This is a genomic window from Aeromonas sp. R2-2 (genome assembly GCF_040908355.1).
Lineage (GTDB): Bacteria > Pseudomonadota > Gammaproteobacteria > Enterobacterales > Aeromonadaceae > Aeromonas > Aeromonas veronii.
On the sequence record NZ_JBFODQ010000046.1, the window covers coordinates 57,153 to 83,702 of the forward strand.

Annotated in this window: 23 protein-coding genes; 14 read left to right on the forward strand and 9 right to left on the reverse strand. The window is 58.9% G+C overall.

The window, feature by feature from the left end; translation table 11 throughout:
* Positions 1 to 52: 52 nt before the first annotated feature.
* The 4 genes from gyrB to dnaA all read right to left on the reverse strand — a co-directional run bounded on the left by gyrB (position 53) and on the right by dnaA (position 6,124).
* Positions 53 to 2,464 (reverse strand): DNA topoisomerase (ATP-hydrolyzing) subunit B, encoded by a 2,412-nt coding sequence (gyrB, locus tag AB5Z09_RS08485; protein ID WP_005357188.1) that lies wholly within the window; start codon positions 2,462 to 2,464, stop codon positions 53 to 55.
* Positions 2,461 to 3,564, reverse strand: coding sequence for a DNA replication/repair protein RecF (gene recF / locus AB5Z09_RS08490; protein ID WP_005339305.1), 1,104 nt, complete (start codon positions 3,562 to 3,564; stop codon positions 2,461 to 2,463). The genes gyrB and recF overlap by 4 nt, the downstream gene beginning before the upstream one ends.
* A gap of 2 nt (positions 3,565 to 3,566) precedes the next feature.
* Positions 3,567 to 4,670, reverse strand: coding sequence for a DNA polymerase III subunit beta (gene dnaN, locus AB5Z09_RS08495; RefSeq protein WP_005339306.1), 1,104 nt, complete (start codon positions 4,668 to 4,670; stop codon positions 3,567 to 3,569).
* A gap of 83 nt (positions 4,671 to 4,753) precedes the next feature.
* On the reverse strand, positions 4,754 to 6,124 hold the full coding sequence (dnaA, locus tag AB5Z09_RS08500; protein WP_005339307.1) for a chromosomal replication initiator protein DnaA: 1,371 nt from the start codon (positions 6,122 to 6,124) through the stop codon (positions 4,754 to 4,756).
* 311 nt (positions 6,125 to 6,435) lie between these two features.
* Here dnaA and AB5Z09_RS08505 point away from each other — a divergent pair, with 311 nt between their 5' ends.
* From AB5Z09_RS08505 to mnmE, 8 genes are all read left to right on the forward strand, one after another.
* Positions 6,436 to 7,194, forward strand: coding sequence for an amino acid ABC transporter substrate-binding protein (locus AB5Z09_RS08505; protein ID WP_005339308.1), 759 nt, complete (start codon positions 6,436 to 6,438; stop codon positions 7,192 to 7,194).
* Complete coding sequence (locus AB5Z09_RS08510) at positions 7,195 to 7,863, forward strand: amino acid ABC transporter permease (protein ID WP_019445518.1); 669 nt, start codon at positions 7,195 to 7,197, stop codon at positions 7,861 to 7,863.
* A 12-nt stretch (positions 7,864 to 7,875) separates the two neighbouring features.
* A complete protein-coding gene (locus tag AB5Z09_RS08515; protein WP_005339311.1) occupies positions 7,876 to 8,610 on the forward strand; it encodes an amino acid ABC transporter ATP-binding protein in 735 nt (244 codons plus the stop codon).
* A 270-nt stretch (positions 8,611 to 8,880) separates the two neighbouring features.
* The gene (gene rpmH, locus AB5Z09_RS08520) at positions 8,881 to 9,015 is read left to right on the forward strand and encodes a 50S ribosomal protein L34 (RefSeq protein WP_005307156.1); all 135 of its coding nucleotides are present in this window, start codon (positions 8,881 to 8,883) and stop codon (positions 9,013 to 9,015) included.
* A complete protein-coding gene (gene rnpA, locus AB5Z09_RS08525; RefSeq protein WP_005339313.1) occupies positions 9,015 to 9,374 on the forward strand; it encodes a ribonuclease P protein component in 360 nt (119 codons plus the stop codon). Before rpmH ends, rnpA begins: the two co-directional genes overlap by 1 nt.
* Positions 9,341 to 9,589 carry a membrane protein insertion efficiency factor YidD gene (yidD, locus tag AB5Z09_RS08530; protein WP_010672280.1) on the forward strand — a complete coding sequence of 83 codons (249 nt, stop codon included), beginning with the start codon at positions 9,341 to 9,343 and terminating at the stop codon, positions 9,587 to 9,589. Before rnpA ends, yidD begins: the two co-directional genes overlap by 34 nt.
* Before the next feature lie 5 nt (positions 9,590 to 9,594).
* Positions 9,595 to 11,241, forward strand: coding sequence for a membrane protein insertase YidC (gene yidC / locus AB5Z09_RS08535; RefSeq protein ID WP_111900872.1), 1,647 nt, complete (start codon positions 9,595 to 9,597; stop codon positions 11,239 to 11,241).
* 99 nt (positions 11,242 to 11,340) lie between these two features.
* Positions 11,341 to 12,702, forward strand: a complete 1,362-nt coding sequence (mnmE, locus tag AB5Z09_RS08540) for a tRNA uridine-5-carboxymethylaminomethyl(34) synthesis GTPase MnmE (protein ID WP_019445516.1) — start codon at positions 11,341 to 11,343, stop codon at positions 12,700 to 12,702.
* Between the two features lie 82 nt (positions 12,703 to 12,784).
* Here mnmE and fhuB read toward each other — a convergent pair whose 3' ends face one another.
* The 5 genes from fhuB to AB5Z09_RS08565 all read right to left on the reverse strand — a co-directional run bounded on the left by fhuB (position 12,785) and on the right by AB5Z09_RS08565 (position 20,316).
* On the reverse strand, positions 12,785 to 14,767 hold the full coding sequence (fhuB, locus tag AB5Z09_RS08545) for a Fe(3+)-hydroxamate ABC transporter permease FhuB (RefSeq protein ID WP_368195061.1): 1,983 nt from the start codon (positions 14,765 to 14,767) through the stop codon (positions 12,785 to 12,787).
* Complete coding sequence (locus AB5Z09_RS08550) at positions 14,764 to 15,648, reverse strand: ABC transporter substrate-binding protein (RefSeq protein WP_368195077.1); 885 nt, start codon at positions 15,646 to 15,648, stop codon at positions 14,764 to 14,766. The genes fhuB and AB5Z09_RS08550 overlap by 4 nt, the downstream gene beginning before the upstream one ends.
* A gap of 34 nt (positions 15,649 to 15,682) precedes the next feature.
* The gene (locus tag AB5Z09_RS08555) at positions 15,683 to 16,447 is read right to left on the reverse strand and encodes an ATP-binding cassette domain-containing protein (RefSeq protein ID WP_368195062.1); all 765 of its coding nucleotides are present in this window, start codon (positions 16,445 to 16,447) and stop codon (positions 15,683 to 15,685) included.
* Between the two features lie 46 nt (positions 16,448 to 16,493).
* Positions 16,494 to 18,140 (reverse strand): multidrug ABC transporter permease/ATP-binding protein, encoded by a 1,647-nt coding sequence (locus AB5Z09_RS08560; protein ID WP_368195063.1) that lies wholly within the window; start codon positions 18,138 to 18,140, stop codon positions 16,494 to 16,496.
* Between the two features lie 79 nt (positions 18,141 to 18,219).
* On the reverse strand, positions 18,220 to 20,316 hold the full coding sequence (locus AB5Z09_RS08565; protein WP_346215505.1) for a TonB-dependent siderophore receptor: 2,097 nt from the start codon (positions 20,314 to 20,316) through the stop codon (positions 18,220 to 18,222).
* A 396-nt stretch (positions 20,317 to 20,712) separates the two neighbouring features.
* On the opposite strand from AB5Z09_RS08565, the gene mioC reads away from it, so the two are divergent.
* The 6 genes from mioC (at position 20,713) to AB5Z09_RS08595 (ending at position 26,544) form a co-directional block, all read left to right on the forward strand.
* Entirely contained in the window at positions 20,713 to 21,162 is a 450-nt protein-coding gene (mioC, locus tag AB5Z09_RS08570; protein ID WP_033138545.1) for an FMN-binding protein MioC, read from the forward strand.
* 508 nt (positions 21,163 to 21,670) lie between these two features.
* Entirely contained in the window at positions 21,671 to 23,560 is a 1,890-nt protein-coding gene (gene mnmG / locus AB5Z09_RS08575) for a tRNA uridine-5-carboxymethylaminomethyl(34) synthesis enzyme MnmG (RefSeq protein WP_058056584.1), read from the forward strand.
* Positions 23,561 to 23,581: 21 nt separating this feature from the next.
* A complete protein-coding gene (gene rsmG, locus AB5Z09_RS08580; RefSeq protein WP_219594920.1) occupies positions 23,582 to 24,208 on the forward strand; it encodes a 16S rRNA (guanine(527)-N(7))-methyltransferase RsmG in 627 nt (208 codons plus the stop codon).
* Positions 24,209 to 24,234: 26 nt separating this feature from the next.
* The gene (locus AB5Z09_RS08585; RefSeq protein ID WP_005357226.1) at positions 24,235 to 25,038 is read left to right on the forward strand and encodes a ParA family protein; all 804 of its coding nucleotides are present in this window, start codon (positions 24,235 to 24,237) and stop codon (positions 25,036 to 25,038) included.
* Positions 25,035 to 25,943, forward strand: a complete 909-nt coding sequence (locus AB5Z09_RS08590; protein ID WP_005342343.1) for a ParB/RepB/Spo0J family partition protein — start codon at positions 25,035 to 25,037, stop codon at positions 25,941 to 25,943. Before AB5Z09_RS08585 ends, AB5Z09_RS08590 begins: the two co-directional genes overlap by 4 nt.
* Before the next feature lie 190 nt (positions 25,944 to 26,133).
* A complete protein-coding gene (locus AB5Z09_RS08595; protein WP_019445506.1) occupies positions 26,134 to 26,544 on the forward strand; it encodes an ATP synthase subunit I in 411 nt (136 codons plus the stop codon).
* The last annotated feature ends 6 nt before the right edge of the window (positions 26,545 to 26,550 follow it).

Genomic DNA, 26,550 nt, shown 5'->3' on the forward strand with positions numbered 1-26,550 from the left:
AAAACAAAAAGCCGCTCATAGGGAGCGGCTTTTTGCTGTCTGACTGCGTCGATTAGACGTCGAGGTTGGCTACGCGCAGGGCGTTGGTCTCGATAAAGTCGCGACGGGGCTCAACGGCATCACCCATCAGGGTGGAGAAGAGCTGGTCAGCACCGACGGCGTCGTCGATGGTGACGCGCAGCATGCGACGGGCTTCCGGATCCATGGTGGTTTCCCACAGCTGGTCCGGGTTCATCTCGCCCAGCCCTTTATAGCGCTGGATGTAGATGCCGCGTTTGCCTTCGCCCATCAACCACTCGACGGCTTCCACAAAGTTGGCAACCGGCTTCACCTTCTCACCACGCTTGATGAAACCACCTTCCTCAATCAGGTTGGCGATCTCCTTGCCCAGCGAAACCAGCTGACGGTATTCACCGGATTGCAGGAAGTCGTAGCTGAGCGGATATTCGCGGTCAACACCGTGCTGACGTACCACGGCGTGCGGCACGTACAGGCTGCGCTCTTCATCACGACGAACCTGGATCTGGTACTGGATACCGTGGTTGCTCTCGTTGAGCACGGCTTCCATACCCTGACACCAGGCCAGCAGATCGCTCTCGCTGTTCAGCAGCGCTTCGTTCAGCTCCGGCTGATAGATCAGCTGGGTCAGCACGGCTTCCGGCGCACGACGAGACATACGGGTGATCAGGTGAGTCACCGAGCGATGCTGGTTGACCAGACGCTCCAGCGCCTCGCCACCGATAGCCGGGGCAGACTCGTTAACGTGCAGGGTCGCACCATCCAGCGCCATGGCGGTCTGGTACTGCAGCAGCGCGTCTTCGTCTTTCAGATACTGCTCCTGCTTGCCCTTTTTCACTTTGTAGAGCGGCGGCTGGGCGATGTAGACGTAGCCACGTTCGATGATTTCCGGCATCTGACGATAGAAGAAGGTCAGCAGCAGAGTTCGGATGTGCGCACCATCGACGTCCGCATCGGTCATGATGATGATGTTGTGATAACGCAGCTTGTCCGGGTTGTACTCGTCACGACCGATACCGCAACCCAGTGCGGTGATCAGGGTGCCCACCTCTTGCGAGGAGATCATCTTGTCGAAACGGGCCTTCTCTACGTTCAGGATTTTACCCTTGAGCGGCAGGATGGCCTGGTTTTTACGGTTGCGACCCTGCTTGGCGGAACCGCCAGCAGAGTCCCCTTCCACTATGTAGAGTTCGGAGAGAGCCGGGTCTTTTTCCTGACAGTCAGCCAGCTTGCCGGGCAGACCGGCGATATCCAGCGCGCCTTTGCGGCGGGTCAGTTCGCGGGCTTTGCGGGCCGCTTCACGGGCACGGGCCGCATCGATGATCTTGTTGACCACGATCTTGGCATCGCCCGGGTTTTCCAGCAGGAAGTCAGCCAGCTTCTCACCCATCGCCTGTTCAACGGCGGTCTTCACTTCGGAAGAGACCAGCTTGTCTTTGGTCTGGGATGAGAACTTGGGATCCGGCACCTTGACGGAGATAACGGCAATCAGACCTTCACGTACGTCGTCGCCACTGGCGGCAGACTTGGCCTTCTTGCTGTAGTCCTCTTTGTCCATATAGGAGTTCAGAGTACGGGTCAGCGCGGTACGGAAACCAACGAGGTGAGTACCACCATCCCGCTGCGGGATGTTGTTGGTGAAGCAGTAGACCCCTTCCTGATAGGCGTCGTTCCACTGCATCGCCACTTCAACGCCGATACCATCCTGCTCGGTGGTGAAGTGGAACACCTTCGGGTGGATCGGGGTCTTGTTCTGGTTCAGGTATTCAACGAACGCCTTGATGCCACCCTCGTAGCAGAAATGCGCCTCGCGGCCATCACGCTCGTCTTGCAGACGGATGGAGACACCGGAGTTGAGGAAGGAGAGCTCGCGCAGGCGCTTGGCCAGGATCTCGTAGTGGAACAGGGTATCGCTGAAAATGGCAGGGCTCGGCCAGAAGCGAACTTCGGTACCGGTGCCGGTGCTGTCGCCAATCTGCTTGAGCGGCGCCTGCGGCTCACCCAGATGATAGGTCTGCTCGTAGACGTGACCGTTACGACGAATAGTCAGCAACAGCTTGTCAGAGAGGGCGTTAACGACGGAGACACCCACGCCATGTAGGCCGCCAGATACCTTGTAGGAGTTGTCATCAAACTTACCGCCAGCGTGCAGCACGGTCATGATGACCTCTGCGGCGGAGCGGCCCTCCTCCTCGTGCATGTCTACCGGGATACCCCGGCCATTATCACGCACAGAGACAGAACCGTCGGAATGGATCTTGACCAGAATATCGGAGCAGTAGCCAGCGAGCGCCTCGTCAATGGAGTTATCGACGACCTCGAACACCATGTGGTGCAGACCCGAGCCATCATCCGTATCGCCGATATACATCCCCGGGCGCTTGCGGACCGCATCCAGGCCCTTCAGCACCTTGATATTCGAGGAGTCGTAAGTATTTTCACTCATAGCTTACTCTCTGCCTTCTCTAACGTTTCGGAGATTTTACCCTGTTCCACGTGGAACAACTTGCAGTCATTCGCATCCATCATGTCTGCGAGCTGACCGGTGTCGATGGCGGTGATAAACACCTGGGACGCACACTGCTTCAGCCTTGCGGCCAGCAAGCGGCGCTTGTCGACATCCAGTTCAGAGGCAAAATCGTCAATTAAAAAAATACAGCCACGGCTGCTATGTTGATTCAAATAGAGCCCTTGGGCCAGTCGCATGGCGCAGACCAGCAACTTCAGCTGACCCCGGGACAAAATATCCTGAGCGGGTACCCCGTTAGCCTTGAGGCGCACATCGGCTTTCTGTGGACCGACCCCGGTATAGCCCAGCGCCCGATCCCGCTCAAACCCCGCCTCCAGCAGATCGCCGAGGGGAGTATCTTTCTCCCAGCCCCGGTAAAAGCCGAGACTGATATCGAATTCCGGCAGAAAATCCGCCGTCATCTCCTTGATCAGGGGCGTAATGGCCTGACAATAACTGGCGCGAAACTCGGCCAGCTCACCACCCAGCCGCACCAACTCCTGATCCCAGAACGCCAGCTGGCGGTACTGGGTGCTCTGGCGCAACAGCGCATTGCGCTGTTTCAGCAGCCGCCGCACTCGCCCCCAGAGGGCAAAGAAGGTCGGCTCCTGATGGAAAACACCCCAATCGAGCCAGGCGCGGCGAGCCTGAGGCCCGCCAGTCAGCAGGTTGAAGCCATCGGGATGGATCAACTGCACCGGCAACAGCTCCGCCAAATCGGCCAGCCGCTGGGCCTGTGCCCCGGCAATCTTGAGCTGGGTCTCGCCACTCTTGTCTTTGGCAAGACCGATCGGTACCTGACGTCCCTCCAGCTCGCACTGGGCAAACAGGGTAAATGCCCTCTCCCCCTGGCGGATGACCCGCCCGGTCAAATGAGTGCGAAAGGAGCGCCCCAGACCAAGGTAGTGAATGGCTTCCAGCACGCTGGTCTTGCCGCTGCCATTGCATCCGACCAGAATGTTGAGGCCGGGCGACAGCTTGAGACTGGCTTGCTGGATATTGCGAAAGTCGCTGAGCTGGAGTTTGACCAGGGACACGACTAGATCCGCATCGGCATCACCACGTACTGAGCATCCTGATGTTCAAAATCCTCAATAATGGCACTGCTGATGGAATCGCTCAGGCTAATCCGAATTTGGTCACATTTTAACGTATTCAGCACGTCGAGCACATAAGAGACGTTAAAGCCGATCTCCATCTCGCCAGCGGCATATTGTACGTCAAGCAGCTCTTCGGCTTCTTCCTGTTCCGGGTTGTTGGCGGTGATGCGCAGCAGGTTTTCCTGCAGATTGAGACGCACCCCACGGAATTTCTCGTTGGAGAGGATGGCGGCGCGGGCAAACGCCTGACGCAGATCCTCACGGCCGGCGATCAGGGCCTTGTCGCTGTTGCGCGGAATGACGCGGCGCCAGTCCGGGAAGCGGCCATCCACCAGCTTGGAGGTGAAGATGAAGCCGTCCAGCGCAGCACGCAGGTTGCTGCGACCGATCTGCAGCCGCACCGGCTTGTCTTCCGCTTCCAGCAGACGCACCAGCTCCAGTACCCCTTTGCGCGGCAGGATAACCTGATGATCGGGCAGCGATTCCCCTACTACCTCGCGGCGGCAGGTAGCCAAACGGTGACCGTCGGTCGCCACGGTACGCAGACCGTGACCTTCACTCTCGAACAGCATGCCGTTCAGGTAGTAACGCACGTCCTGGCTGGCCATGGAGAACTGGGTCGCATCGATCAGCTTCTTCAGCTCCAGCTGGCTGATATCGAACTCGAGCACGGATTCCCAATCCTCGATGTTCGGATACTCGGTCGCCGGCAGGGTCGAGAGGTTGAAGCGGGAGCGACCGGAGCGGATGATCAGGCGCTCGCCTTCGGTATTGAGACGGATCTCGGCGCCTTCCGGCAGACCACGGCAGATATCCAGCAGCTTGCGCGCCGGTACTGTGGTGCGGCCATCTTCACTGGCCCCGTTCAGATAGACCTGACCGATCATCTCTACTTCGAGATCGGTACCGGTCAGTGACAGCAGACCGTTGCTGACATCAAGCAGCACGTTGCCGAGGATCGGCAGGGTCGGCCGGCCGCCGAGGGCGCCGGACACCAGTTGCAGAGGACGTAACAGGGCCTCACGGCTAATTTCGAGCTGCATCTGTGCTCTCCGTTGTGATTAGGAGGAAAAGATTCGGATCAGGTTGGAATATTCGCGCTGCATCTGTCCACTCGATTCCGTTATCAGGAAGAAAGGGTACGGATCAGGTTGGAATAGTCCTCCTTGATGTCGTGACTCTCCTCCTTCAGCTGCTCGATCTTGCGGCAGGCATGAAGAACGGTAGTGTGGTCACGGCCACCAAAGGCATCACCTATCTCCGGCAAACTGTGGTTGGTCAGCTCCTTGGCCAGTGCCATCGCCAGCTGGCGCGGACGGGCAACAGAGCGGGAACGACGCTTGGAGAGCAGATCCGCCAGCTTGATCTTGTAGTACTCCGCCACCGTCTTCTGGATATTGTCGATGGTGACCAGCTTCTCTTGCAGTGCCAACAGGTCGCGCAGCGCTTCGCGCACGAAATCGATGTTGATGGCACGGCCGGTGAAGTTGGCGTTGGCGATCACCCGGTTGAGGGCGCCTTCCAGTTCACGGACGTTGGATCGCAGACGTTTGGCAATGAAGAAGGCCACTTCGTCCGGCAGATGGATCTGGTTCTCGTCTGCCTTGCGCATCAGGATCGCGACGCGGGTCTCCAGCTCCGGCGGTTCGATCGCCACGGTCAGGCCCCAGCCGAAGCGGGACTTGAGGCGATCCTCGACACCGTTGATCTCCTTCGGATAGCGATCCGAGGTCAGGATGATCTGCTGGTTACCTTCCAGCAAGGCATTGAAGGTATGGAAGAACTCCTCCTGGGAGCGCTCCTTGTTGGCGAAGAACTGGATGTCATCGATGAGCAGGGCATCGACGCTGCGGTAGTAACGCTTGAATTCTTCAATGGCGTTATTTTGCAGCGCTTTCACCATGTCCTGAACAAACCGCTCGGAGTGCATATAGATGACTTTGGCATCTTTTTTACTCTCCTTGATGGCATTGCCAACGGCGTGCAGCAGGTGGGTTTTACCCAGGCCGGTGCCGCCATAGAGGAACAGCGGGTTGTAAGCACCACCCGGATTGTCCGCTACCTGACGGGCAGCCGCACGCGCCAACTGGTTGGACTTACCCTCGACGAAATTCTCGAAGGTATAGTTCACGTTGGTGTTGCTCTTGTGGTTCGGCTCGGGCTTGGCTTCAGCCTTGCTTTCCCAGCTCTTCTGCAAGTTATTCACAGGCGCGGCACCCTGTACCGGCGCTCTGGCGACAGCAACAGGATGGGGACGATTGCCTATATCAAAACGCAGGGCGGGGCCGTCGACCCCGCAGAGTTCGTTGATGATGCCGTTAACCCGGATGAGATACTTGTCTCGTACCCAGTCCAGAACAAAGCGATTCGGTGCATACAGGGTCAGAGTATTGTCACTCAACTCCGCTTGAAGCGGCCGGATCCACATGCTGAATTCTGCCGAGGGCAACTCATCTTGCAGCCGGTTAAGGCACTGCTGCCATAGCGAAGCAGTCACTCTAAACTCCTGTCGATTGATTAACTAAAGACCGGCTATTCTACGTTTTTAGCCGCCGGATCTCCAGCCATCGCCCGGTGGATCCAGCAAATAAGATCCTTGACTTTCAAGGATCCAGCGCCTTTGGATCGGATTTCATCCCCAAAGTTACCCACAGCTTGATCCACCGTCCGGATTGGTCGATCCCGTGCTTCTCTCCTGTTATTTCATATAACCAAATGTCATTTATTTTTTAAATTTTATTCCAATAACATCAGGGCCAAACCAGCTATTACAACTACAAATACAAGACATTGAGAGAGAGAAACACCATGAAAACATCCATCAAACTGATTTCCGGCGCAGCCATCCTGCTCGCCACCCTGTCCGGTCAGGCCATCGCCCAGGAGACCATCAAGGTCGGCATGTCTGGCAAATATTTCCCGTTCACCTTCGTCAAGCAGGACAAGCTGCAAGGCTTTGAAGTGGATATGTGGAACCAGATCGGCGAGCGTACCGGCTACAAGGTCGAATTCGTGACTGCCAGCTTCTCCGGCCTGTTCGGCATGCTGGAAACCGGCCGTATCGACACCATCTCCAACCAGATCACCATCACCGACGAGCGCAAGGCGAAGTACGACTTCTCCCAGCCTTACGTCTATGACGGCGCCCAGATCGTGGTACGCAAGGGCAACAGCACCATCCACGGCATCAAGGATCTGGAAGGCAAGAAGGTGGCCGTGAACCTGGGTTCCAACTTTGAAGAGCTGCTGCGCAAGAACGACCCGAACAAGAAGATCGATATCCGCACCTATGACTCCGCCTTCGAGCAGGATGTCGCCCTGGGTCGCATCGATGCCTTCGTGATGGACCGCGTCTCCACCGCCCAGCTGATCAAAGAGTCCAAGCTGCCGCTGCAACAGGCTGGCGCACCGTTCGAGACTATCGAGAACGCCCTGCCCTTCCTGAAGACCCCGGAGAAACAGGCGCTGCTGAAGAAGGTCGACGAGGCCCTGACCGCCATGCGCAAGGATGGCTCCCTGCGTCAGATCTCCGAGAAATGGTTCGCTTCCGACATCACCGACAAATAAATGATGGAATTTGACCTCGAATACACGCTGGGGTTGTTTCCCATCCTGCTCAAATACCTGGGCACCACGATGGAAATGGCCCTGTGGGGATTCGTGCTGGCACTCGTACTCTCGCTGGCCCTGGCGATAGTACGGGTGTTTCGCGTCCCCGCGATTCACTGGCTGGCGATGCTCTATATCTCGTTCTTTCGGGGTACACCGCTACTCGTTCAGCTGTTCCTGCTCTACTACGGACTGCCGCAGCTGTTCCCGATCTTCGTGGGGATGGATGCCTTTACCGCCGCCATCGTCGGTCTGACCCTGCACTTCGCCGCCTATATGGCCGAGTCGATCCGCGCAGCCATCCTCGGCATTCACAAAAGCCAGATGGAAGCGGCGCTCAGTATCGGCATGAGCCGTTATCAGGCGATGCAGCGGATCATCCTGCCGCAGGCGGCACGTATCGCCACCCCGTCACTGATGAACTACTTCATCGATATGATCAAGAGCACCTCGCTGGCCTTCACCCTGGGGGTGGCCGAGATCATGGGCAAGGCGCAGATGGAAGCCTCCTCCTCCTTCAAGTTCTTCGAGAGCTTTATGGCGGTGGCGCTGATCTACTGGGTGGTGGTGATCTTCTTTACCCGCTTGCAGCATCTGCTGGAAGTCCGTCTCAACCGTGCCTATTAAAGGAGGGCTCTCATGATCAAGCTAACCGGCCTCTCCAAGGCATATCACGGCAATCAGGTGCTCAACGGCATCGATCTGGAGGTCAAAAAGGGGGAAATTGTCGTCATCATCGGCCCCTCCGGCACCGGCAAGTCGACCCTGTTGCGCTGCCTGAACCTGCTGGAGACCCCGGATGCGGGCACCCTTGCCATCGACGATCTTGAGCTGAATCTGGCCAAGGCCAGCGAACAGCAGGCGATCGAGCTGCGCAAACGGGCCTCCTTCGTGTTCCAGAACTACGCCCTTTTTGCCAACAAGACGGCGCTCGACAACATCGCCGAAGGGCTGATCACCGTCTGGAAGCAGCCAAAAGCGGAGGCCCGCGCCACAGCACTCGGCATCCTCAAGGACATTGGTCTTGCCGACAAGCAGGATGCCTATCCGGCCTCCCTCTCCGGCGGCCAGCAGCAACGGGTCGGCATTGGCCGCGCCATGGCGGCCCACTCCAAGGTGATCCTGTTTGACGAGCCCACCTCGGCCCTCGATCCCGAGTGGGTCGACGAGGTTTTGGGACTGATGAAAGAGTTGGCCCGCCAGCACCAGACCATGGTGGTGGTGACTCATGAGATTGAATTTGCTCGTGATGTTGCCGATCGGGTGATCTTCATGGAAGGGGGGCGGATCGTCGAGCAGGGCCCGCCGGATCAGATATTGGTCGATCCCAAGGATCCCCGTACCCGGGAGTTCTTGCGGAAAGTCCTTAAATAGCTCTCTCTTTGGCGGCCTGGCCGCCTTTTTTATTGAGGGATCCCTTGTTTAACCCCGGGTTGCCAGTATAATCCGGAGCCCTTGATCCTCTGGATCCTCACGCTCGGCAGTGGCCTTTTCAAGACCATGGCAGGATGAGAGGGAACGGCGGATTGACTAAAAGCCGAACTCTGTTTAGAATTCGGCCTCTTTTGCTAGTCGTCACACGCTATAGCTGGCGCGTCGGCTAAGTGTGACAATCAAAACTGTACAGAAATACGGAATCGAATCATGAAACGTACTTTTCAACCGTCCAACCTGAAGCGCAAGCGCTCTCACGGTTTCCGCGCCCGCATGGCAACTGCCAACGGTCGTAAAGTTCTGGCCGCTCGTCGTGCCAAGGGTCGTGCCCGCCTGGTAGTCTAATGCCTACCCAGCACACCTTCTCTCGGGAGTTACGTCTGTTAACTCCCGAACACTTCAAACGCGTTTTCGCCGAGCCTGTCCGGGCTGCTTCCCCGCAAATTACGCTTCTCGCCTGCCCCAATTCACTCGAACACTCTCGTCTTGGTCTCGCTGTGCCCAAAAAAGCACTCAAGCGTGCCGTCTGGCGTAACCGTGTCAAACGGGTGGTCCGGGAAAGTTTCCGCCTCAAACAACATCAGCTGCCCGCTATCGACATCGTGGTGATCGCCAAAGCCGGTGTGAAAGAGATGGATAACGAGGAACTGTTCAAGTTACTGGAAAAGCTATGGCGCACTCTGTCACGCCGTTGCAATGGGTAGCTATCAAACTGATACGCCTGTATCAGCTAATCATTAGCCCTCTGCTCGGGCCGCGCTGCCGTTTTACTCCAACTTGTTCCCAATTTGCGATAGAAGCCATCCGACTTCACGGTTTCATAAAAGGCGTTTGGTTAGCTAGCAAACGTCTATTAAAATGCCATCCCTTATCCGAGGGTGGTTATGACCCGGTTCCGCAACCAAAGCGAAGAAACTGAAGACTATGGAATCACAACGCAATCTACTCCTGATCGGTTTGCTGTTCGTGAGCTTTCTGCTCTGGCAACAGTGGGAGTCCGACAAGGCTCCGAAGCCGGCCCCGACTACCGTGGCCCAAACCGAACATTTCGTACCTGAAGCCGGTCAGACCGGTGATATTCCTCAGGTTTCCGAGCAAGCCAACGCGACTGCCGCACGCAAGCTGATCACCGTCTCCTCTGACGTGCTCAAGCTGACCCTGGATACCCAGGGTGGTGACGTCGTGTCTGCCGAACTGCTGTCTCACAAACTGGAAGAGGGCAAGGACCAACCGTTCGTGCTGCTGACCAGCCAGCCTGAGCACCTCTATATCGCCCAGAGCGGTCTGGTGGGTCGCAACGGTCCGGACAGTCAGGCCGAAGGTCGTCCTACCTATGAAGCCGCCCAGACCAGCTATCAGCTGGCCGATGGTCAGGATCAAGTCGTCGTCCCGATGACCTGGACCGACAGCAAAGGCGTGGTCTTCACCAAGGAGTTCATCCTCAAGCGTGGCGACTATGCCGTTGGCGTTGATTACAAGATCGACAACAAATCTGCCGAGCCGGTTCAGGTGCAGTTCTATGGTCAGCTGAAGCAGACCGTAGCAACGCCGAAGGATCAGGAAGGTCATGCCATGGTAGCCAGCGCTTACCGTGGTGGTGCCTTCTCCACTGAAGATACCCGCTACAAGAAGTACACCTTCGACGAGATGAAGGATGCCGACCTGAACAAGACCACCAAGGGTGGTTGGGTCGCCATGCTGCAACACTACTTCGTCTCTGCCTGGGCACCGAATGCCGACGATACCAACAGCTTCTACAGCCGTGTGATCCCGGGCAAAGGCCAGGCCATCATCGGTTACAAGGCGCCGCTGGTTGACGTGGCTGCCGGCCAACAGGCTGAAGTGACCAGCAAGCTGTGGGTCGGTCCCAAGCTGCAAGACCAGATGGCCAAGGTGGCTAACCACCTCGACCTGACCGTCGACTACGGCTGGCTGTGGTTCATCGCCCAACCGCTGCACTGGCTGCTGACCGTGTTCCACGGTTTCGTCCAGAACTGGGGTCTGGCCATCATCATGCTGACCCTGCTGGTGCGCGGCATCATGTTCCCGCTGACCAAGGCCCAGTACACCTCCATGGCCAAGATGCGCATGCTGCAACCCAAGATTGCGGCCCTGCGCGAGCGCTTCGGCGATGACCGCCAGAAGATGTCTCAGGGCATGATGGAGCTGTACAAGAAGGAGAAGGTCAACCCGCTGGGTGGCTGCCTGCCGATCCTGGTTCAGATGCCGATCTTCATCGCCCTTTACTGGGCACTGATGGAGTCCGTTGAACTGCGTCACGCGCCGTTTGCCCTGTGGATCACTGACCTGTCAGTGAAGGACCCCTTCTTCGTGCTGCCAATCCTCATGGGTGCCTCCATGTGGTATCTGCAGAAGATGAGCCCGACCACCGTAACCGACCCGATGCAGCAGAAAGTGATGCAGTTCATGCCGATCATCTTCACTTTCATGTTCCTCTGGTTCCCGGCTGGCCTGACTCTCTACTGGCTGGTGAGCAACGTCATCTCCATCATCCAGCAGACCATCATCTATCGTCAGCTGGAGAAGAAAGGACTGCATTCACGCAGCTAATCTTCCCGTGATGACAAAAGAGGCGGCCTTCGGGCCGCCTTTTTTATTACAATGTCTCCCACTACGTTTTCCTATCAGCGAACAAACGAGCCAAGCAAGATGACAACAGATACGATCGTGGCCCAGGCCACCGCGCCAGGCCGTGGTGGCGTCGGCATAGTCCGGGTCTCCGGCCCCGCCGCCGAACAGGTCGCCGGGATAGTGCTCGGCAAGCTCCCGCGGGTGCGCTACGCCGAATATCTGCCGTTCAAGGATGAGCAAGGCCAGGTACTGGATCAGGGCATCGCCCTGCTGTTCAAAGCACCCAACAGCTTCACCGGCGAGGATGTGCTGGAGCTGCAGGGCCACGGCGGCCCCGTCATCATGGACATGCTGATCCGCCGCATTCTGAAAATCGATGGCATCCGCCCTGCCCGCCCCGGCGAGTTTAGCGAGCGCGCCTTCATCAACGACAAGCTGGATCTGGCCCAGGCCGAAGCCATCGCTGACCTTATTGAAGCCTCCAGCGAACAGGCCGCCCGCAGTGCCATGCACTCCCTGCAGGGGCAGTTCTCCAGCAAAATCCAGCAACTGGTGGAGAGCCTGATCCGGCTGCGCATCTATGTGGAAGCGGCCATCGACTTCCCGGACGAGGAGATCGACTTCCTCTCCGACGGCAAGGTGGCGGGCGACCTCTACGCCATCATGTCCGAGCTGGACGACGTGCGCGGGGAAGCCAAACAGGGCGCCCTGCTGCGGGAAGGGATGAAGGTGGTGATCGCCGGTCGTCCCAACGCCGGCAAATCAAGCCTGCTAAATGCCCTCGCGGGCCGTGAGTCGGCCATCGTCACCGAGATCGCTGGCACCACCCGCGATGTGCTGCGCGAGCATATCCATCTCGATGGCATGCCGCTACACATCATCGATACCGCCGGTCTGCGCGACACCCAGGATAAGGTGGAACAAATCGGTATAGAACGAGCCTGGGCCGAGATCGAACAGGCAGATCGGGTGCTGTTTATGGTGGATGGCACCACCACGGACGCGGTCGACCCGCGGGAGATCTGGCCGGAATTTGTTGATCGGTTGCCAAAAAACATCGGCCTCACCGTCATTCGCAACAAGGCCGACCTGACCGGCGAGGATCTGGCACCGAGCCAGGAGCAGGGCCACGCCGTCTACCGCATCTCCGCCAAGACCGAGCTGGGGCTGCCTGCCCTGCGCGAGCACCTGAAAGCCTGCATGGGCTTCCAGGGCAACACCGAAGGGGGCTTTATGGCCCGCCGCCGCCATCTGGATGCGCTGGAGCGTGCAGCCGAGCGCCTGTTGGTGGCCAAAGAGCAACTGGAAGTGTTCGTGGCTGGCGAGCTGGTGGCCGAAGAGCTGCGCCTCGCGCAGGAGTCCCTCTCCGAGATCACCGGCGAATTCAGCTCCGACGATCTGCTGGGTCGTATCTTCTCCAGCTTCTGCATCGGCAAGTAAGCCGGTTCGGCAAACAATAAAAAGCCCGGGCTCATCCCGGGCTCATCCCGGGCTTTTTGTTGTGCGTTTTTTGTCCGCAAACCTAGAGGCGGCGCAGGCACCACATGAAGTAAGCGCCCCCTAACAGGGTGGAGACCAGCCCGACCGGCACCTCCTGCGGGAAGAGGATCTGCTGACCGACCCAGTCAGCCGATACCATCAATAGGGCGCCGGAAGCGGCGGCCCCAAGCAGGTGCCAGCGTGCCCGCACCAGCCCCATCAGCTTGGCCATGTGTGGCGCCAACAGACCGACGAACGAGAGCGGCCCCACCACCAGGGTGGCGCTGGCAGTGAGTACGGCCACCAGCAGCAGGATGGCGAGCTGGGCGCGATTAAGACGAATGCCAAGCGCGGTCGCGACAGCACTACCCATCGGCAGCAGATCGAGCCAGCGGCTCACCAAAAGGCAGGCGGCCAGCATCAACAGCGCCAGCCCCACCAACCCATAGGCTACCGGCAGGGTGACGTAGTAGGTGGAGCCGGACATCCAGGAGAGCAGTTGCTGCACCCGCAGGTCGCCGTTGGCCAGTGCAATGGCCTGCAGCGGTTCAAACAGTGCCGTGATGGCGATACCGGAGAGCAGGATCCGCTCCGGCTGGAAGCCGTGCTTGCGATTGACCACCACCAGCAGCAACAGGCAGCCGAAGGCACCGAGCAAGCCACCGGCCAGCATCAGCGGCAGAGGCAACGCGGGCAGCAGCAGCGCTGTGGTAATCACTCCCATAAAGGTGCCGCCGCTCACCCCCAGCAGCTCCGGGCTCGCCATAGGATTGTTGCTGACCCGTTGCAACAGGGTGCCCGCCAGCGCCAGCAGCACGCCAGCCGCCCCCGCCGTCAGAGTGCGCGGCAGCCGCCACTCCAGTTGGGCCTGCCAGCGGAGCCAGCTCGGCCAGCTCCAGCCCGTCATTCCCTGCCCAACCAGCAGGGAGGCGACCACGGCCAGCAGCAGCCCGACCAACAACAGGCCAATAAGGCGAGCCGGTGCCGGATGGCGGGCCACCAGCAGGCCGGCGTTAGCCTTCGGCGTACCCGACTTGATACCCAGGCGCGGGATCAGCCAGAGCAGCAGCGGCGCCCCCAGCAGGGCGGTCATGGCGCCGGTGGGGATCAAGACTGGCCAGAAGCGGCTCAGGCTCTGCAGTAGCAGATCGGTCGCCGCCAGCAGCAGGGCGCCGAGGATCGGTGCCCACAACAGCCGCTGGCCGAGCTGGCGGATCCCGAGCAGCCGCACCATGGCGGGTGCGGCCAGCCCGATAAAGCCGATCAGCCCCACCACGCTCACCACGCAAGCGGTGACAAACACCGCCAGCCCCAGTCCGGCAAAACGCAGATGCTGCAGGGAGACCCCCAGACTGCGGGCGCTGGCATCATCCAGCTCCAGCACCGCCAGCGGGCGCACCAGTACTGCGGCCAGCAAAGCGGCTGCCAGCAGGCGGGGCAACAGGTAACTCACCCCGCTCCAGCTGTTCTGCACTAGCGAGCCACTGCCCCACACCAACAAACCTTTCAGCTCCTCCTGAAAGAACAGCAAGAGTCCCATGCTGATGGCCGCCAGATAGAGGTTGATCACCAGCCCGGCAAAGACGATGACCACCGGATTGAGCTGGCGACGCCAGGCCAGGGCAAACACCAGTGCCATCGCGAGGCTGCCACCGGCCATGGCGATCCACTCCCGCCCCAACAGCAACCAGGAGGGGGCAAACAGGGTCACTATCATCAACGCCAGTTGGGCACCGGAGGCTATCCCCAAGGTGGTCGGTGACGCGAGCGGGTTGCGCAGCACCTGCTGCATCAGGGTGCCCGCCAGCCCGAGCGCCGCCCCGGCCAGCAGGGTGACCGCCAAGCGGGGTAGCCAGCTGAAATGCACCACCGCTTGGCTGACATCATCCAGATTGGGGGCAAAGAGGCTCTGCCACCAGAGCGCACCGGGCAGCTGGCGAGCCAGCTCCCAATACGCGAGCAAGAGGGTCAACCCCAGCAGGATCGAGACCGGCCGCAGCAGCGGCGATGTGAGCAGTCGCTTCATCGGCTCGCCTCCATACGCTCGGCATCTTGCAGCAATGCATCGCTGAGCAGACCGGCGAAACGACGGGCTGCAAGTACGCCGCCAAAACTCCAGACCGCAGGTAGATGCAGCACGGGCGCCTGCCGTACCAGCGGCAGATGCTGCCACAGCCCAGGCTCCTGCAGCCGTTCGCTCACCCCTACCGGGATGGGATCGACCACCACCAGCCGCGCGGTTGGCAAGGTCATAAACTGCTCGATGCTGACCACCGAGAAACCCCAGTCATTGGTCTGCTCCTGCCAGCCATTACGCAGCCCAAGCCGCGTCATCACCGCATCGAACAGGCTGTGGCGACCAAACACCCGCACATGGCGCTCATCGATAAACTGCGCCACCAGCAGAGGCGGCAGATCCGCAGGCAATCTGGCCTGCATTCTGGCGAGATCCCGATCCAGCCCGGCCAGCAGCCGCTCGCCCTCGGCGGTTTTGTCCACCATGCGGGCGAGGGTCAGGGTCACCTCGTGCAGCCGCTGCCACAGATCGGTTTGCCCATCATAGAGGGCGATGGTGCTCACCGGTGCAATGCGGGAAAGAGTTGGCACCAGCGGGGCCGCCAGCGGCGAGATGAGGATGCGATCGGGTTTGAGCTCCGCCAGCAGCTCACGGTTGGGCTGGGTGCGCAGGCCTATATCCACCACTCCGGCAGGTAGCCGTGGCTCGCCGACCCATGCCTGATAGGGGCCTGCATCCCCAACGGCCAGCGGCGTCACCCCGAGTGCCAGCAGGGTTTCGGCTATGGTCCAGTCGACGGTGGCGATACGGGGTAGCGGTGCAGAGGCGCTCGGAGATGTGTCGGCCTGCGCCGCAAGTGGCAGCAGCAGGCTGATAAGGCAGGGTGCCATTTTCTTAAATAAACGGTTCAAGAGAGCCCCCCGGTCAGACGATGGCGATGGGATGAGCATGAGCCGGGTGGCGAATGACCTCCATCGGAATGCCATAGATGGCGTGCAGGGTCTCACTGGTCATGAGCCCCTCAGGTTTGCCGTGGGTAAGCAGGCGCCCTGAGTGGAGCGCCACCAGCCGATCACAGAAGCGGGAGGCCATATTGATGTCGTGAATGACGATGATGACCCCAAGGTTGAGCTGACGGCTCAACTGCTTGACCAGCGTCAGCACCTCCACCTGATGGGCCACATCCAGCGCGGCCAGCGGCTCGTCCAGCAGGATGAAGCGGCTCTCCTGCGCCAGCAGCATCGCCAGCCAGACCCTGCCCCGCTCGCCGCCGGAGAGGGTATCCACCAACCGATCGGCAAAACGTTCGGTATGAGTCAGAGCGATGGCCCGATCGACCTGACGGTGATCCTCCGCCCCCATCCGGCCCAGCAGGCCGCGCCAGGGGTAGCGGCCCATCTCCACCAGCTCCCTCCCGAGCAGATTCTCGGCGCTCGGCAAATGCTGGGGCAGATAGGCCACCTGACGGGCAAACTCCCGATTGCCCCAGTCGGGCAGCGGCTTGCCATCGAACAGGATCTCGCCGTCGCTGAGGGGTTGCTGGCGTGCCAGCAGCTTGAGCAGGGTCGATTTGCCCGACCCATTGTGGCCGATGAGGCCATAGACCTGTCCCTGCTCGAAACGCAGGTCGGTGGGGTACAGCAGCGTGCGATCATTGACCGTGAAGCTGGCTGATTTCATCTCGAACATAAGCAATTCCTGTGCTGGCTTGCCGCCAGTCTCATCGGTGCCGGTATCAAACCGGCACCTCGCAATCCAGATGGGCGATCGCATCACGGCTCACTGCGGCGCGGCGCACGCCGGTCAGTTCGGTGAGCTGGCCCTGACGCATCTCCAGCAGGCGATCGGCCAGCGGGAAGTAGTGATCGTCGTGACTGATGGCAATCACCGTCTTGCCCATCTCCTTGAGGCGCGGCAACAGCACCTGATAGAAGATGCGGCGGAACTGGGGATCCTGATCCGCAGCCCACTCGTCAAACAGCATCACCTCGCGCTGCTCGGCCAGCGCCAGCAGCAGGGCGACCCGCTTGCGCTGCCCTTGAGAGAGATCGATATCGGCGATAAAGCCATCCTCGATGGTGAGCTTGCTGCCCATCTGCAACCGCTCCAGCCACTCGGCCACCAGCTCATCCTTGGGTTCCGGCCCCAGCAGGTGCTGGAACAGGTGATAGTCGGTGAAGATGGCAGAGAAGAGCGCCAGATAGCCGTTGCGATCGGTGATCGGCTCACCATCCAGCAGGATCCGGCCCGATACAGGCTGGTAAAGGCCGGTCAGCAGCATGGCCAGCGTCGACTTGCCGGAGCCATTGCCGCCGATGATGAATATTTGCTCCCCCTTTTCGATGACCAGATCGATGGGGCCGACGGCAAAGCCGCCCTCCCCCTGATAGTGAAAGCTCACCTGCTCCAACTCGATATGCTGCCAGGGGCGGATGGCGGGCGGCAGCGGGAAGTCCGCATCCGGCTCGGCCAGATTGAGGGCGGCGATCTTGTCGAACGCCACCTGAGCGGCAAGCAGGGTCGGCAGGGCGCCAATCCCCTGCAACAGCGGGGTGCGCAGGAACAGCAGGGTCAGGGCGAAGGTGGCGGCCACATTGGTGTTGGCCCAGCCAAGGCCGTTGGCCAGAAAGAAGACCAGACCGATCGCCCCCAGCATCATGATATTCGACCAGTTCACCGCGCTCAGGTGATAGGTGTCGGCGCGAATGATCTGCTGGCGATAGTCACGGGCATTTTGCTCATAGAGCTGGTGATAGACGAAGTGAGCCCGCTCGCGGTTGAGCGCCAGCTCCTTGCTGCCAGCGATGATGGCCTGATAGTTCTGATAGAGCCGATCTTCGGCCTGACGCATGTGGGAGAGATGGCGATAAACACGGTTCACCAGCAACCAGCCCACCACCATGGTAATCGTGACCCAGAGCGCGGTCACCCCGAGTAATGCAGGAGAGAGCCAGCCAAGATAGAGGGCAGAACCCAGCGTGAGCACCAGCCCCTGCACCAGCTCAGGCAGGCGCACGAAGGCAATGGTGATCTGGCCGATATCGCTGGAGAGGGAGGCCAGCAGCGGCCCCTGACCAATCTGGCGAATGCGGGCGACATCGGTATCCAGCAGTTGCTTGAGCAGACGGCCGCGCAACCGGTAGACAAAATGGTGACCGAGAGTGGTCAGGGCCAGCTGAGATCCGAGTGTGATCACCAGCAGCAGCACAATCAGGCCGACCAGCTGACCGAGGATCGGCAGCGGATCACCTATAGATTCGATAAGAGACTGATTGATAAAGGCAATGACGCCAATCCCGCTGACGGCACTGAGCAGACTGAGCAGGGTAATGGCGATAAAGGGCCAACGATATTGGCGATAAACCAGAGATAAGAGTTCCATAACGGACCGGTATTCCAGAGAGATCAGAACAACTGCGGGTGAAAAGAAGGGCGGGAATCCGGTTCCCGCCCGACTTCGATTACCAGCGGTAGTTGATGCTGCCCACTACGCTGCGCGGCTCGCCGTAGTAGCAGTAGTAGTCACAACTGGCCACGTAGGTTTCACCCAGCAGGTTGTTGACGTTGAGCTGGGCACGCCAGTTCTTGGCAAAGTCATACCCGATCATCGCATCCCACACGGTATGGGCTGGCACCTCGGCAGAGCCGTAGATGGGGGTGTAGTCCGCATTCACGGCGCCAATACCCACGCTGGAACCGATATAACGCACACCGGTACCCAGCTCCAGACCCGAAGCCACCCCTTGCTGCACCTTGTAGTTGCCCCAGAAGGAGGCGATGTGGCGCGGGATCAGACTGGCACGGCGATCGCCACTGCCGGTGTCGTTGGTTTTGGCATCGGTGTAGGTGTAAGCAGCGGTCAGACGCAGCGCATCGGTCACCTGCACGCTCCCTTCCAGCTCAACCCCCTGAGAGGTCACTTCACCCGCCTGGGTCTGCTGGCCGGAACCGGTAGAGACCAGCGAGTTGGTCTGGGCCAGATCGAACAGCGCCAGATTGATGTAACCGTCGAGGAAGGCAGGCGCATACTTCACGCCGGTCTCGTAGAGCTTGCCCTTGAGCGGCTTGTAGGAGTTTCGGGTGTTAGGATCGATCCCCGGCAGCACCTCGAACGACTCGGCATAGGCAAAGTAGGGAGAGAGGCCGTTGTCAGCCAGATACATCAGGCTGCCCGAGAGGGAGAGCTCGTGATCGTACTGGCGCTCGTCCTTGCTGGTATTGGTATTGTGGGTCTCCACATAGTCGAAACGGCCACCGGCAGTCAGCAACCAGCGATCGTCCCAGCGGATCTGGTGCTGGGCATAGAGGCCGCTCTGGCCCTTGCTGCTCTTCTGGTGAGTGGCGGTCGATTCGTCAAAACCGGGGAAGCCGCTGTAATCCGGGTTCATGGTATTGATGGAGCCCATACCGTAGTTGTCGGCCTCGACCCCTTCATTGACGTGACGCTGCAGATCCACCCCCAGCAGCAAGGTCTGCTCCGTGCTGTCGGTGTTCCAGTAGCCCACCATCTGGTTGTCCATGGTGGCACTCTTGGTATTGCCATCGCGGTAAACCAGGCCACGACTGGCGGTTGTGCCTTCATAGGTCGGGAAGATATAGGTCTGGCGCAACAGCAGATCGTTGTAGTTGAAGCGGACGTTCTGCTTGAACTCCCAGGTCTGGTTGAGCTGGTGGGCCAGCTCGTAACCGGTGGAGATCTGGGTATTGCGGTTGCGATCGTAATCCGGTTGGCTCAGGTTGGTGGAGGGATCAATCTGGCCACCTGACGTATTCAGAGTGCCATAGACCGGGAAGAAGCCGTTGGTCGGGACCCCTTCGTCGTGCAGGAAGCTGGCCAGCAGGGTCAGGCTGGTACGATCCGAAAGATCGAAGGTGACGCTGGGCGCCAGATAAACCCGATCGTTGTAGGTGCCGGTGAGCACCCCATCACGCTCTTTATAAAGAGCAACCATGCGGTAACGGCTGTTGTCGGAGAGCGCGTCAGATACGTCCACCCCGACTTGACGATGATCCCGGCTGCCAAGCTGCAGATCCACCTGCCCTTGCGGCGTGGCGGTCGGCCGCTTGCTGATGGCATTGATCACCCCGCCCGGAGGCGCCTCACCGTAAAGGATCGAGGCTGGCCCCTTCAGCACTTCCACACTCTCCAGACCAAACGGTTCCGGCGTCCAGACGTAGTAGCCGGTGCCAAACAAGCGGTTGCCATCCAGATAAGAGGCGGCATCGAAGCCACGCACCTTGAACCAGTCGGTGTTGTTGTCTGAGCCATAGAGGCCGGTCAATACGCCGGAACGGTAGCGAATCGCTTCATCCAGCTGCAACACGGCGTGCTGATCCAGTTCCTCGCGATTAACCACGGAGACGGCGCGAGGCGTCTCGGCCATCGGCACTTCCACCTTCATGGCCGTACCGGTCACCACCATGGTTTCGCTGGCTTTGGGCAGCTCAGCGGTGGTTTGTTCGGCCATCAGCGGCAGGGAGACGAGCAAACCGGAGAGCGAAAGCACGCCGAAGGCGCCCTTCTTGCCGGGTCCTGTAGTGTATTTTTGCGCAATCATATTAAAGTCTCGTTTATCAATGAGTTATGTTGTTTTAATTGTTATTTGTGGTCGTTTGTCACGACATCACCCTGTTCCATGGGCGAATAAAGCAGCGCAATCCTACTACAGGAGCCGTGATCGAATCGATTCAATAATTGCTAATCATTTGCATCTACATTGTTATCTATCTGCATCGTTGGCAGGATTTCGCGGGAGACGGGAGCCATCAGGAGAGCCATGGGTGGAGAAGAAAATGAAGAGGAATATAAAGAAGCAGAAAAAAGATCGACGGGATGGATCCGGCGGCATTATCTGACTGGATCCATTATCCCCAAGCTTTATCCATATTTATCCACACCCTTTGGCGGTAGAATCCGGCTTTCCGTTTCTTTGTCTGAAATCAGGATCCATTCCATGGCCAAACTCAATCTCGTCGTCGGCTCCATGCTGGGCGCCGCCGAATATGTCGCAGACCACGTCGCCAACCTGCTGGAACAGGCTGGCCACCAGACCCGGATCCACAACCCGGCCAAGCTGGCAGAGGTGCTGGATGATGCGGGATCCATCCTGCTGGTGGTCACTTCCACCCATGGTGCCGGGGATGTGCCCGACAACCTGCAACCCTTCGCCAAGGATCTTGCCGAGCAGCATCCGGATCTTAATTCATTGAAATATGGCGTGATCGCCCTTGGTGACAGCAGTTATGACACCTTTTGCCAGGGTGGCAAGACGCTGGATCGGCTGCTGGCCGAGTGCGGTGCCAGCCGGATCGGCGAGCGGCTCGACATCGATGTGACCCAACACGAGATCCCCGAAGATGCCGCAGAAGTGTGGATCCGCGACTGGATGACGATGATCGCCTGATCAGCGTGCGGGAGATCCTGAAAAAAAACTTGATCTCCCCACTTATCCCCAGATCGACTATCCACCATGTTATTAACAGATTGATCCGAGGGAGTTGTTCTACAAGGTTACCCACAACGCCCAGGGGTAATGTGCATAACTACGGTGTAAAGCTCTGCAAAACCTATAGTTATCCATGTATTAGATCCAGACCGACAGACCTCTGTGTATAAAAGTCCTGGTTATCCCCTCGTTCACCGGGCCAGGATCCAAGCTTTTCCACAAGCTAGGATCGTCCTTAAATTAATGATCTTTATGATCAAAAAGTGCTTATCAACAGAAAGGGCGGATCCTAATAAGAGATCCAGTAAAAGATCGATCTAAAGATCCTTAAGATCTAATTAGTGGATCCTCCCTTCATACTGAACGTTAAGTAGACGTTCCCCTCAGGACGCGAAACAGATAGAATGTTCCGCCCTTTAGCCCAGGCAAATAAAGATCTTCAGGCGTGCAGATCAAGGTGATCCCAATGCAATACCATGAACAATTTGATGTGATCGTCGTCGGTGGCGGTCATGCCGGAACCGAAGCAGCAACAGCGGCAGCCCGTATGGGCATGAACACCCTGTTGCTGACCCACAATATCGATACGCTGGGACACATGTCCTGTAATCCGGCGATCGGCGGGATCGGCAAGGGACACCTGGTCAGGGAAGTTGACGCACTCGGCGGGATCATGGCGCGTGCCATCGATCTTGGCGGGATCCAGTTCCGCACCCTCAACTCCTCCAAGGGCCCGGCAGTGCGAGCCACTCGTGCCCAGGCGGATCGCCTGCTCTACAAGGCCGTCGTTCGCCAGATGCTGGAGAACTACCCGAACCTGAAGATCTTCCAGCAAGCCTGTGACGATCTGATTATGGACGGGGATCGTGTTGCCGGTGTGGTCACCCAGAGCGGGATCCGCATCAGCGGCAAGACTGTTGTGCTGACGGTCGGTACCTTCCTGAACGGGTTGATCCACATCGGGATGGAAAACTACAAGGGCGGTCGTGCCGGGGATCCTCCCTCGATCGCCTTGGCCCAGCGCCTGCGTGAACTGCCGCTGCGCATCGATCGTCTCAAGACGGGCACACCGCCGCGCATCGATGCCCGCAGCGTCGATTTCTCCGTCATGCAGGAACAGCACGGCGACGATCCTCGTCCGGTCTTCTCGTTTATTGGCGATGCCAGCCAGCATCCCCGTCAGGTGCCATGCTACGTCACCCACACCAACGAGCGTACCCACGAAGTGATCCGCAATAACCTGGATCGCAGCCCCATGTACGCCGGGGTGATCGAGGGGATCGGCCCGCGCTACTGCCCGTCGATCGAAGACAAGATCACCCGTTTCGCCGACAAGACGGCGCACCAGATCTTCGTCGAGCCGGAAGGTCTGACCACCCACGAACTCTATCCGAACGGGATCTCTACCAGCCTGCCGTTTGACGTGCAGGTGCAGATCGTCCGTTCCGTGCGCGGCTTCGAGAACGCCCACATCACCCGCCCCGGCTATGCCATCGAATATGATTTCTTCGATCCGCGGGATCTCAAGGCCAACATGGAGAGCAAGTGCATTCCAAACCTGTTCTTCGCCGGCCAGATCAACGGCACGACCGGTTACGAAGAGGCGGCGGCACAAGGCCTGATGGCCGGTCTGAACGCGGCCCTGCGTGCCCAGGACAAGGATCCCTGGAACCCGCGTCGGGATCAGGCCTACATGGGCGTGATGATGGATGATCTCTCCACCCTGGGGACCCGCGAGCCTTACCGCATGTTCACCAGCCGCGCCGAATATCGCCTGCTGCTGCGGGAAGACAACGCCGATATCCGTCTGACCGCCATCGGTCGCGAGCTGGGTCTGGTGGATGACGAGCGCTGGAGCAAATTCAACGCCAAGATGGAACAGGTCGAGCTGGAGCGTCAGCGCATGCGTTCAACCTGGATCCACCCGCAACACCCGTCACTGGAGGCAGTCAACGCCCTGGTCAACACCCCGCTGACCCGCGAACAGAGTCTGGAAGAGCTGCTGCGTCGCCCCGAGGTGACCTATGATGCGCTGATGGCCATCGAAGGGGTCGGCCCATCCGTGACCGATCCTGCCGCGGCCGAACAGGTTGAGATCCAGATCAAGTACGCCGGTTACATCGAGCGTCAGCACGATGAAGTGGAAAAGCAGCTGCGCAACGAGAACACCCTGCTGCCGCTGGATCTGGACTATCGCGAGGTGAACGGCCTCTCCAACGAGGTGAAAGCCAAGCTGAACGATGCCAAGCCGCAGACCATCGGTCAGGCTTCCCGCATCTCCGGCATCACCCCGGCTGCCATCTCCATCCTGCTGGTTCACCTGAAAAAACACGGCCTGCTGCGTAAAACCGCCTGAGGATTCTTACCGTTGGAAAATATGCTGGAAAGATTGAACGGCCTGCTCAAGCAGGCCGAAATTGTTATCACCGATACCCAAAAGAGCCAACTGGTGCAGTTGGTCGAGTTGCTGCACAAGTGGAACAAGGCTTACAATCTCACCTCGGTGCGAGATCCGGACGCCATGCTGGTCAAGCATATCCTCGATAGTCTGGTGGTAAGCCCCCACTTGCACGGTGAGCGCTTCATCGACGTGGGGACTGGTCCCGGCCTGCCGGGATTGCCGCTGGCGATCATCAATCCAGACAAGCAGTTCGTCCTGCTCGACAGTCTGGGCAAGCGGATCAACTTCATCCGTCAGGTGATCCTGGAGCTGGGTCTGACCAATGTGACGCCGGTCAAATCCCGGGTTGAAGAGTATCAACCTGACGTGGGATTTGATGGTGTACTGAGTCGGGCATTTGCCTCACTTGAGGACATGCTGAGCTGGTGTCACCACCTGCCGTCAGAACAGGGCTGCTTCCTGGCACTCAAGGGACAATATCCCGAGCAGGAGCTGGCCCAGTTGCCTGCCAATATCCGTCTGGTAGCCTGTCATGAGTTGCGGGTGCCGGAGCTGGAAGGCGAACGTCATCTGCTGGAATTCAAACATATCCAGCCCGAATAGGGTCGCAGTTTCATTTAGGGGATCGTGTGGGAAAAGTCATCGCCATAGCCAACCAGAAGGGTGGAGTGGGTAAAACCACCACCTGTGTGAATCTGGCCGCCTCCATGGCTGCCACCCGGCGCAAGGTGCTGGTGATCGATCTGGATCCGCAGGGCAATGCCACCATGGGCAGCGGTGTCGACAAGTATGACGTCGAGCGCACCGCCTATGAGCTGCTGATCGAGGATGCCCCCATCAGCGAAGTGATCATCCCCGAAACTACCGGGGGTTATCACCTGATCGCCGCCAACGCCGACGTGACCGCGGCCGAAATCCGTCTGATGGAATTTTTCGCCCGCGAAATCCGCCTGCGCAATGCGCTGGCCTCGGTGCGGGACAAATACGACTACGTCTTCATCGACTGCCCGCCCTCTCTCAACATGCTGACCGTGAACGCCATGGCCGCCGCCGACTCCGTGCTGGTGCCCATGCAGTGCGAATATTACGCGCTGGAGGGGCTCACCGCTCTGGTCGACACCATCAGCAAGCTGGCCGCAGTGGTCAATCCGGAGCTCAAGATCGAAGGGGTGCTGCGCACCATGTTCGATCACCGCAACCGGCTGGCCAATGATGTGTCCGATCAGCTAAAACAGCACTTTGGCGACAAAGTCTACCGCACCATCATTCCCCGCAATGTTAGACTGGCTGAGGCCCCGAGTTTCGGTGCCCCGGCCATGCACTATGACAAATCATCGGTGGGCGCCAAGGCCTACCTGGCACTGGCTGGCGAGATCCTGCGCCGCCAGGAGCAGGAACGTCAGGCGACCATCGCAGACCGAGAGAGCATATGACTCCGAAAAAACGTGGACTGGGCAAGGGGCTGGATGCCCTGCTCAGTACCAGCACGGCTGCCCGCCAGAAACAGGTGATGAGCGATCAACGTACTGAAGAGGCCATGGCCCCCACCAATCAGGGCGAGCTGCGCAAGCTGCCGGTGGAGTGGTTGCAGTCCGGCAAGTACCAGCCCCGCAAAGACATGTCCCAGGATGCACTGGAAGAGCTTGCCAACTCCATCCGCGCTCAGGGGGTGATCCAGCCCATCGTGGTACGCCCTCTCGGCGAACAATCCTTCGAAATCATTGCCGGTGAGCGGCGCTGGCGCGCGTCCCAGCTGGCGCGGCTTGAGGTGGTGCCCTGCATCGTCAAGGATGTACCCGACGAGGCTGCCGTCGCCATCGCGCTGATTGAGAATATTCAGCGGGAAGACCTTAATGCCATCGAAGAGGCTGTCGCTCTACAAAGACTGCTGACCGAATTTGAACTCACCCACCAGCAGGTGGCCGAGGCGGTGGGCAAGTCCCGCACCACGGTGACCAACCTGTTGCGTCTCAACCAGCTCAACGACGATGTGAAGCGTTTCGTCGAGCATGGCGACCTCGACATGGGCCATGCCCGTGCCCTGCTGGCTCTGAGCGGCCAGGCCCAGTCCGAACTGGCCAAGCTGGTTGCCCAGAAAGGGCTGACCGTACGCGATACCGAGAAGCTGGTGCAAAAAGCGCTTGAACCGGCAAAAGCCAGGGTCGAACCGGCCCGTGATCCGCAGATCGGCTACCTGGAGCGCCAACTGGCAGAAAAAATTGGCAATCAGGTGCAACTTCAGCCTGGCAAGCGGGATAGCGGGAAGTTAGTAATAAGTTACGAGAATTTGTCCGATTTGGACCGTATATTGGGCTATTTTGGCGTGTCGGAATCGTGATTTTTACGCTTTTTGTAGTAATAAAACATCCATTCCTTTTGATATGACCATAACCCTGATTTGCCGCGGAAAGCCGCAAAAATTAAGGATTTTTGTCATATTGCAATAGCTGCCCTCAAGGGTATAATTTGACCGGCTTTAAGAGCTGTTAACATGGGGTCTTCGGATCCCGATTTTTTACAGTTCTGTAATGTTCAGGGGTAGGTTGGTGAAGCAGAAAATAGCCTTGGAAGGTTTGACACTGGCCTTGGTTATGCTCGTTTGTCAGCTCATCCTGATCCTGGCGATGAGTGCCGTCTGGTTTTACCTGACTGGTGCCAGCGCCGGTTATTCCGCCCTCTACGGAGGGGGGATGTACTGGGTTCCTCAAGCCTTGTTTACTGTCTGGGTGCTGCGCCGCAAGGTGACAACCGAGAGTGTGGGCCTGGTTTTGCGGGACTTTTATGGTGGGGCAGGGATTAAGCTCATTTCTACAACAGGTCTATTCGCCCTGATGTTTGGTGCGGGAGTCGAGGTCGTTACCGTCTCGTTTTTCGCCACTTATATCCTCGCCCTCGTTGTACAGTGGATGGTTTCATTCACGCTTAACAACCACTATTAGGAAAAC

Excerpts from the sequence above, each read along its gene's own strand:
- rpmH (WP_005307156.1), top strand. The coding sequence starts at position 8,881 with ATGAAACGTACTTTTCAACCGTCCAACCTGAAGCGCAAGCGCTCTCAC.
- yidD (WP_010672280.1), top strand. The coding sequence starts at position 9,341 with ATGGCGCACTCTGTCACGCCGTTGCAATGGGTAGCTATCAAACTGATA.
- fhuB (WP_368195061.1), bottom strand. The coding sequence starts at position 14,767 with ATGAAGCGACTGCTCACATCGCCGCTGCTGCGGCCGGTCTCGATCCTG.
- AB5Z09_RS08560 (WP_368195063.1), bottom strand. The coding sequence starts at position 18,140 with ATGGAACTCTTATCTCTGGTTTATCGCCAATATCGTTGGCCCTTTATC.
- rnpA (WP_005339313.1), top strand. The coding sequence starts at position 9,015 with ATGCCTACCCAGCACACCTTCTCTCGGGAGTTACGTCTGTTAACTCCC.
- rsmG (WP_219594920.1), top strand. The coding sequence starts at position 23,582 with ATGCTGGAAAGATTGAACGGCCTGCTCAAGCAGGCCGAAATTGTTATC.
- gyrB (WP_005357188.1), bottom strand. The coding sequence starts at position 2,464 with ATGAGTGAAAATACTTACGACTCCTCGAATATCAAGGTGCTGAAGGGC.
- AB5Z09_RS08590 (WP_005342343.1), top strand. The coding sequence starts at position 25,035 with ATGACTCCGAAAAAACGTGGACTGGGCAAGGGGCTGGATGCCCTGCTC.
- mnmE (WP_019445516.1), top strand. The coding sequence starts at position 11,341 with ATGACAACAGATACGATCGTGGCCCAGGCCACCGCGCCAGGCCGTGGT.
- AB5Z09_RS08595 (WP_019445506.1), top strand. The coding sequence starts at position 26,134 with ATGTTCAGGGGTAGGTTGGTGAAGCAGAAAATAGCCTTGGAAGGTTTG.
- AB5Z09_RS08550 (WP_368195077.1), bottom strand. The coding sequence starts at position 15,648 with ATGGCACCCTGCCTTATCAGCCTGCTGCTGCCACTTGCGGCGCAGGCC.
- AB5Z09_RS08510 (WP_019445518.1), top strand. The coding sequence starts at position 7,195 with ATGATGGAATTTGACCTCGAATACACGCTGGGGTTGTTTCCCATCCTG.
- AB5Z09_RS08555 (WP_368195062.1), bottom strand. The coding sequence starts at position 16,447 with ATGTTCGAGATGAAATCAGCCAGCTTCACGGTCAATGATCGCACGCTG.
- mnmG (WP_058056584.1), top strand. The coding sequence starts at position 21,671 with ATGCAATACCATGAACAATTTGATGTGATCGTCGTCGGTGGCGGTCAT.
- AB5Z09_RS08565 (WP_346215505.1), bottom strand. The coding sequence starts at position 20,316 with ATGATTGCGCAAAAATACACTACAGGACCCGGCAAGAAGGGCGCCTTC.
- dnaN (WP_005339306.1), bottom strand. The coding sequence starts at position 4,670 with ATGCAGCTCGAAATTAGCCGTGAGGCCCTGTTACGTCCTCTGCAACTG.
- AB5Z09_RS08515 (WP_005339311.1), top strand. The coding sequence starts at position 7,876 with ATGATCAAGCTAACCGGCCTCTCCAAGGCATATCACGGCAATCAGGTG.
- mioC (WP_033138545.1), top strand. The coding sequence starts at position 20,713 with ATGGCCAAACTCAATCTCGTCGTCGGCTCCATGCTGGGCGCCGCCGAA.
- AB5Z09_RS08505 (WP_005339308.1), top strand. The coding sequence starts at position 6,436 with ATGAAAACATCCATCAAACTGATTTCCGGCGCAGCCATCCTGCTCGCC.
- yidC (WP_111900872.1), top strand. The coding sequence starts at position 9,595 with ATGGAATCACAACGCAATCTACTCCTGATCGGTTTGCTGTTCGTGAGC.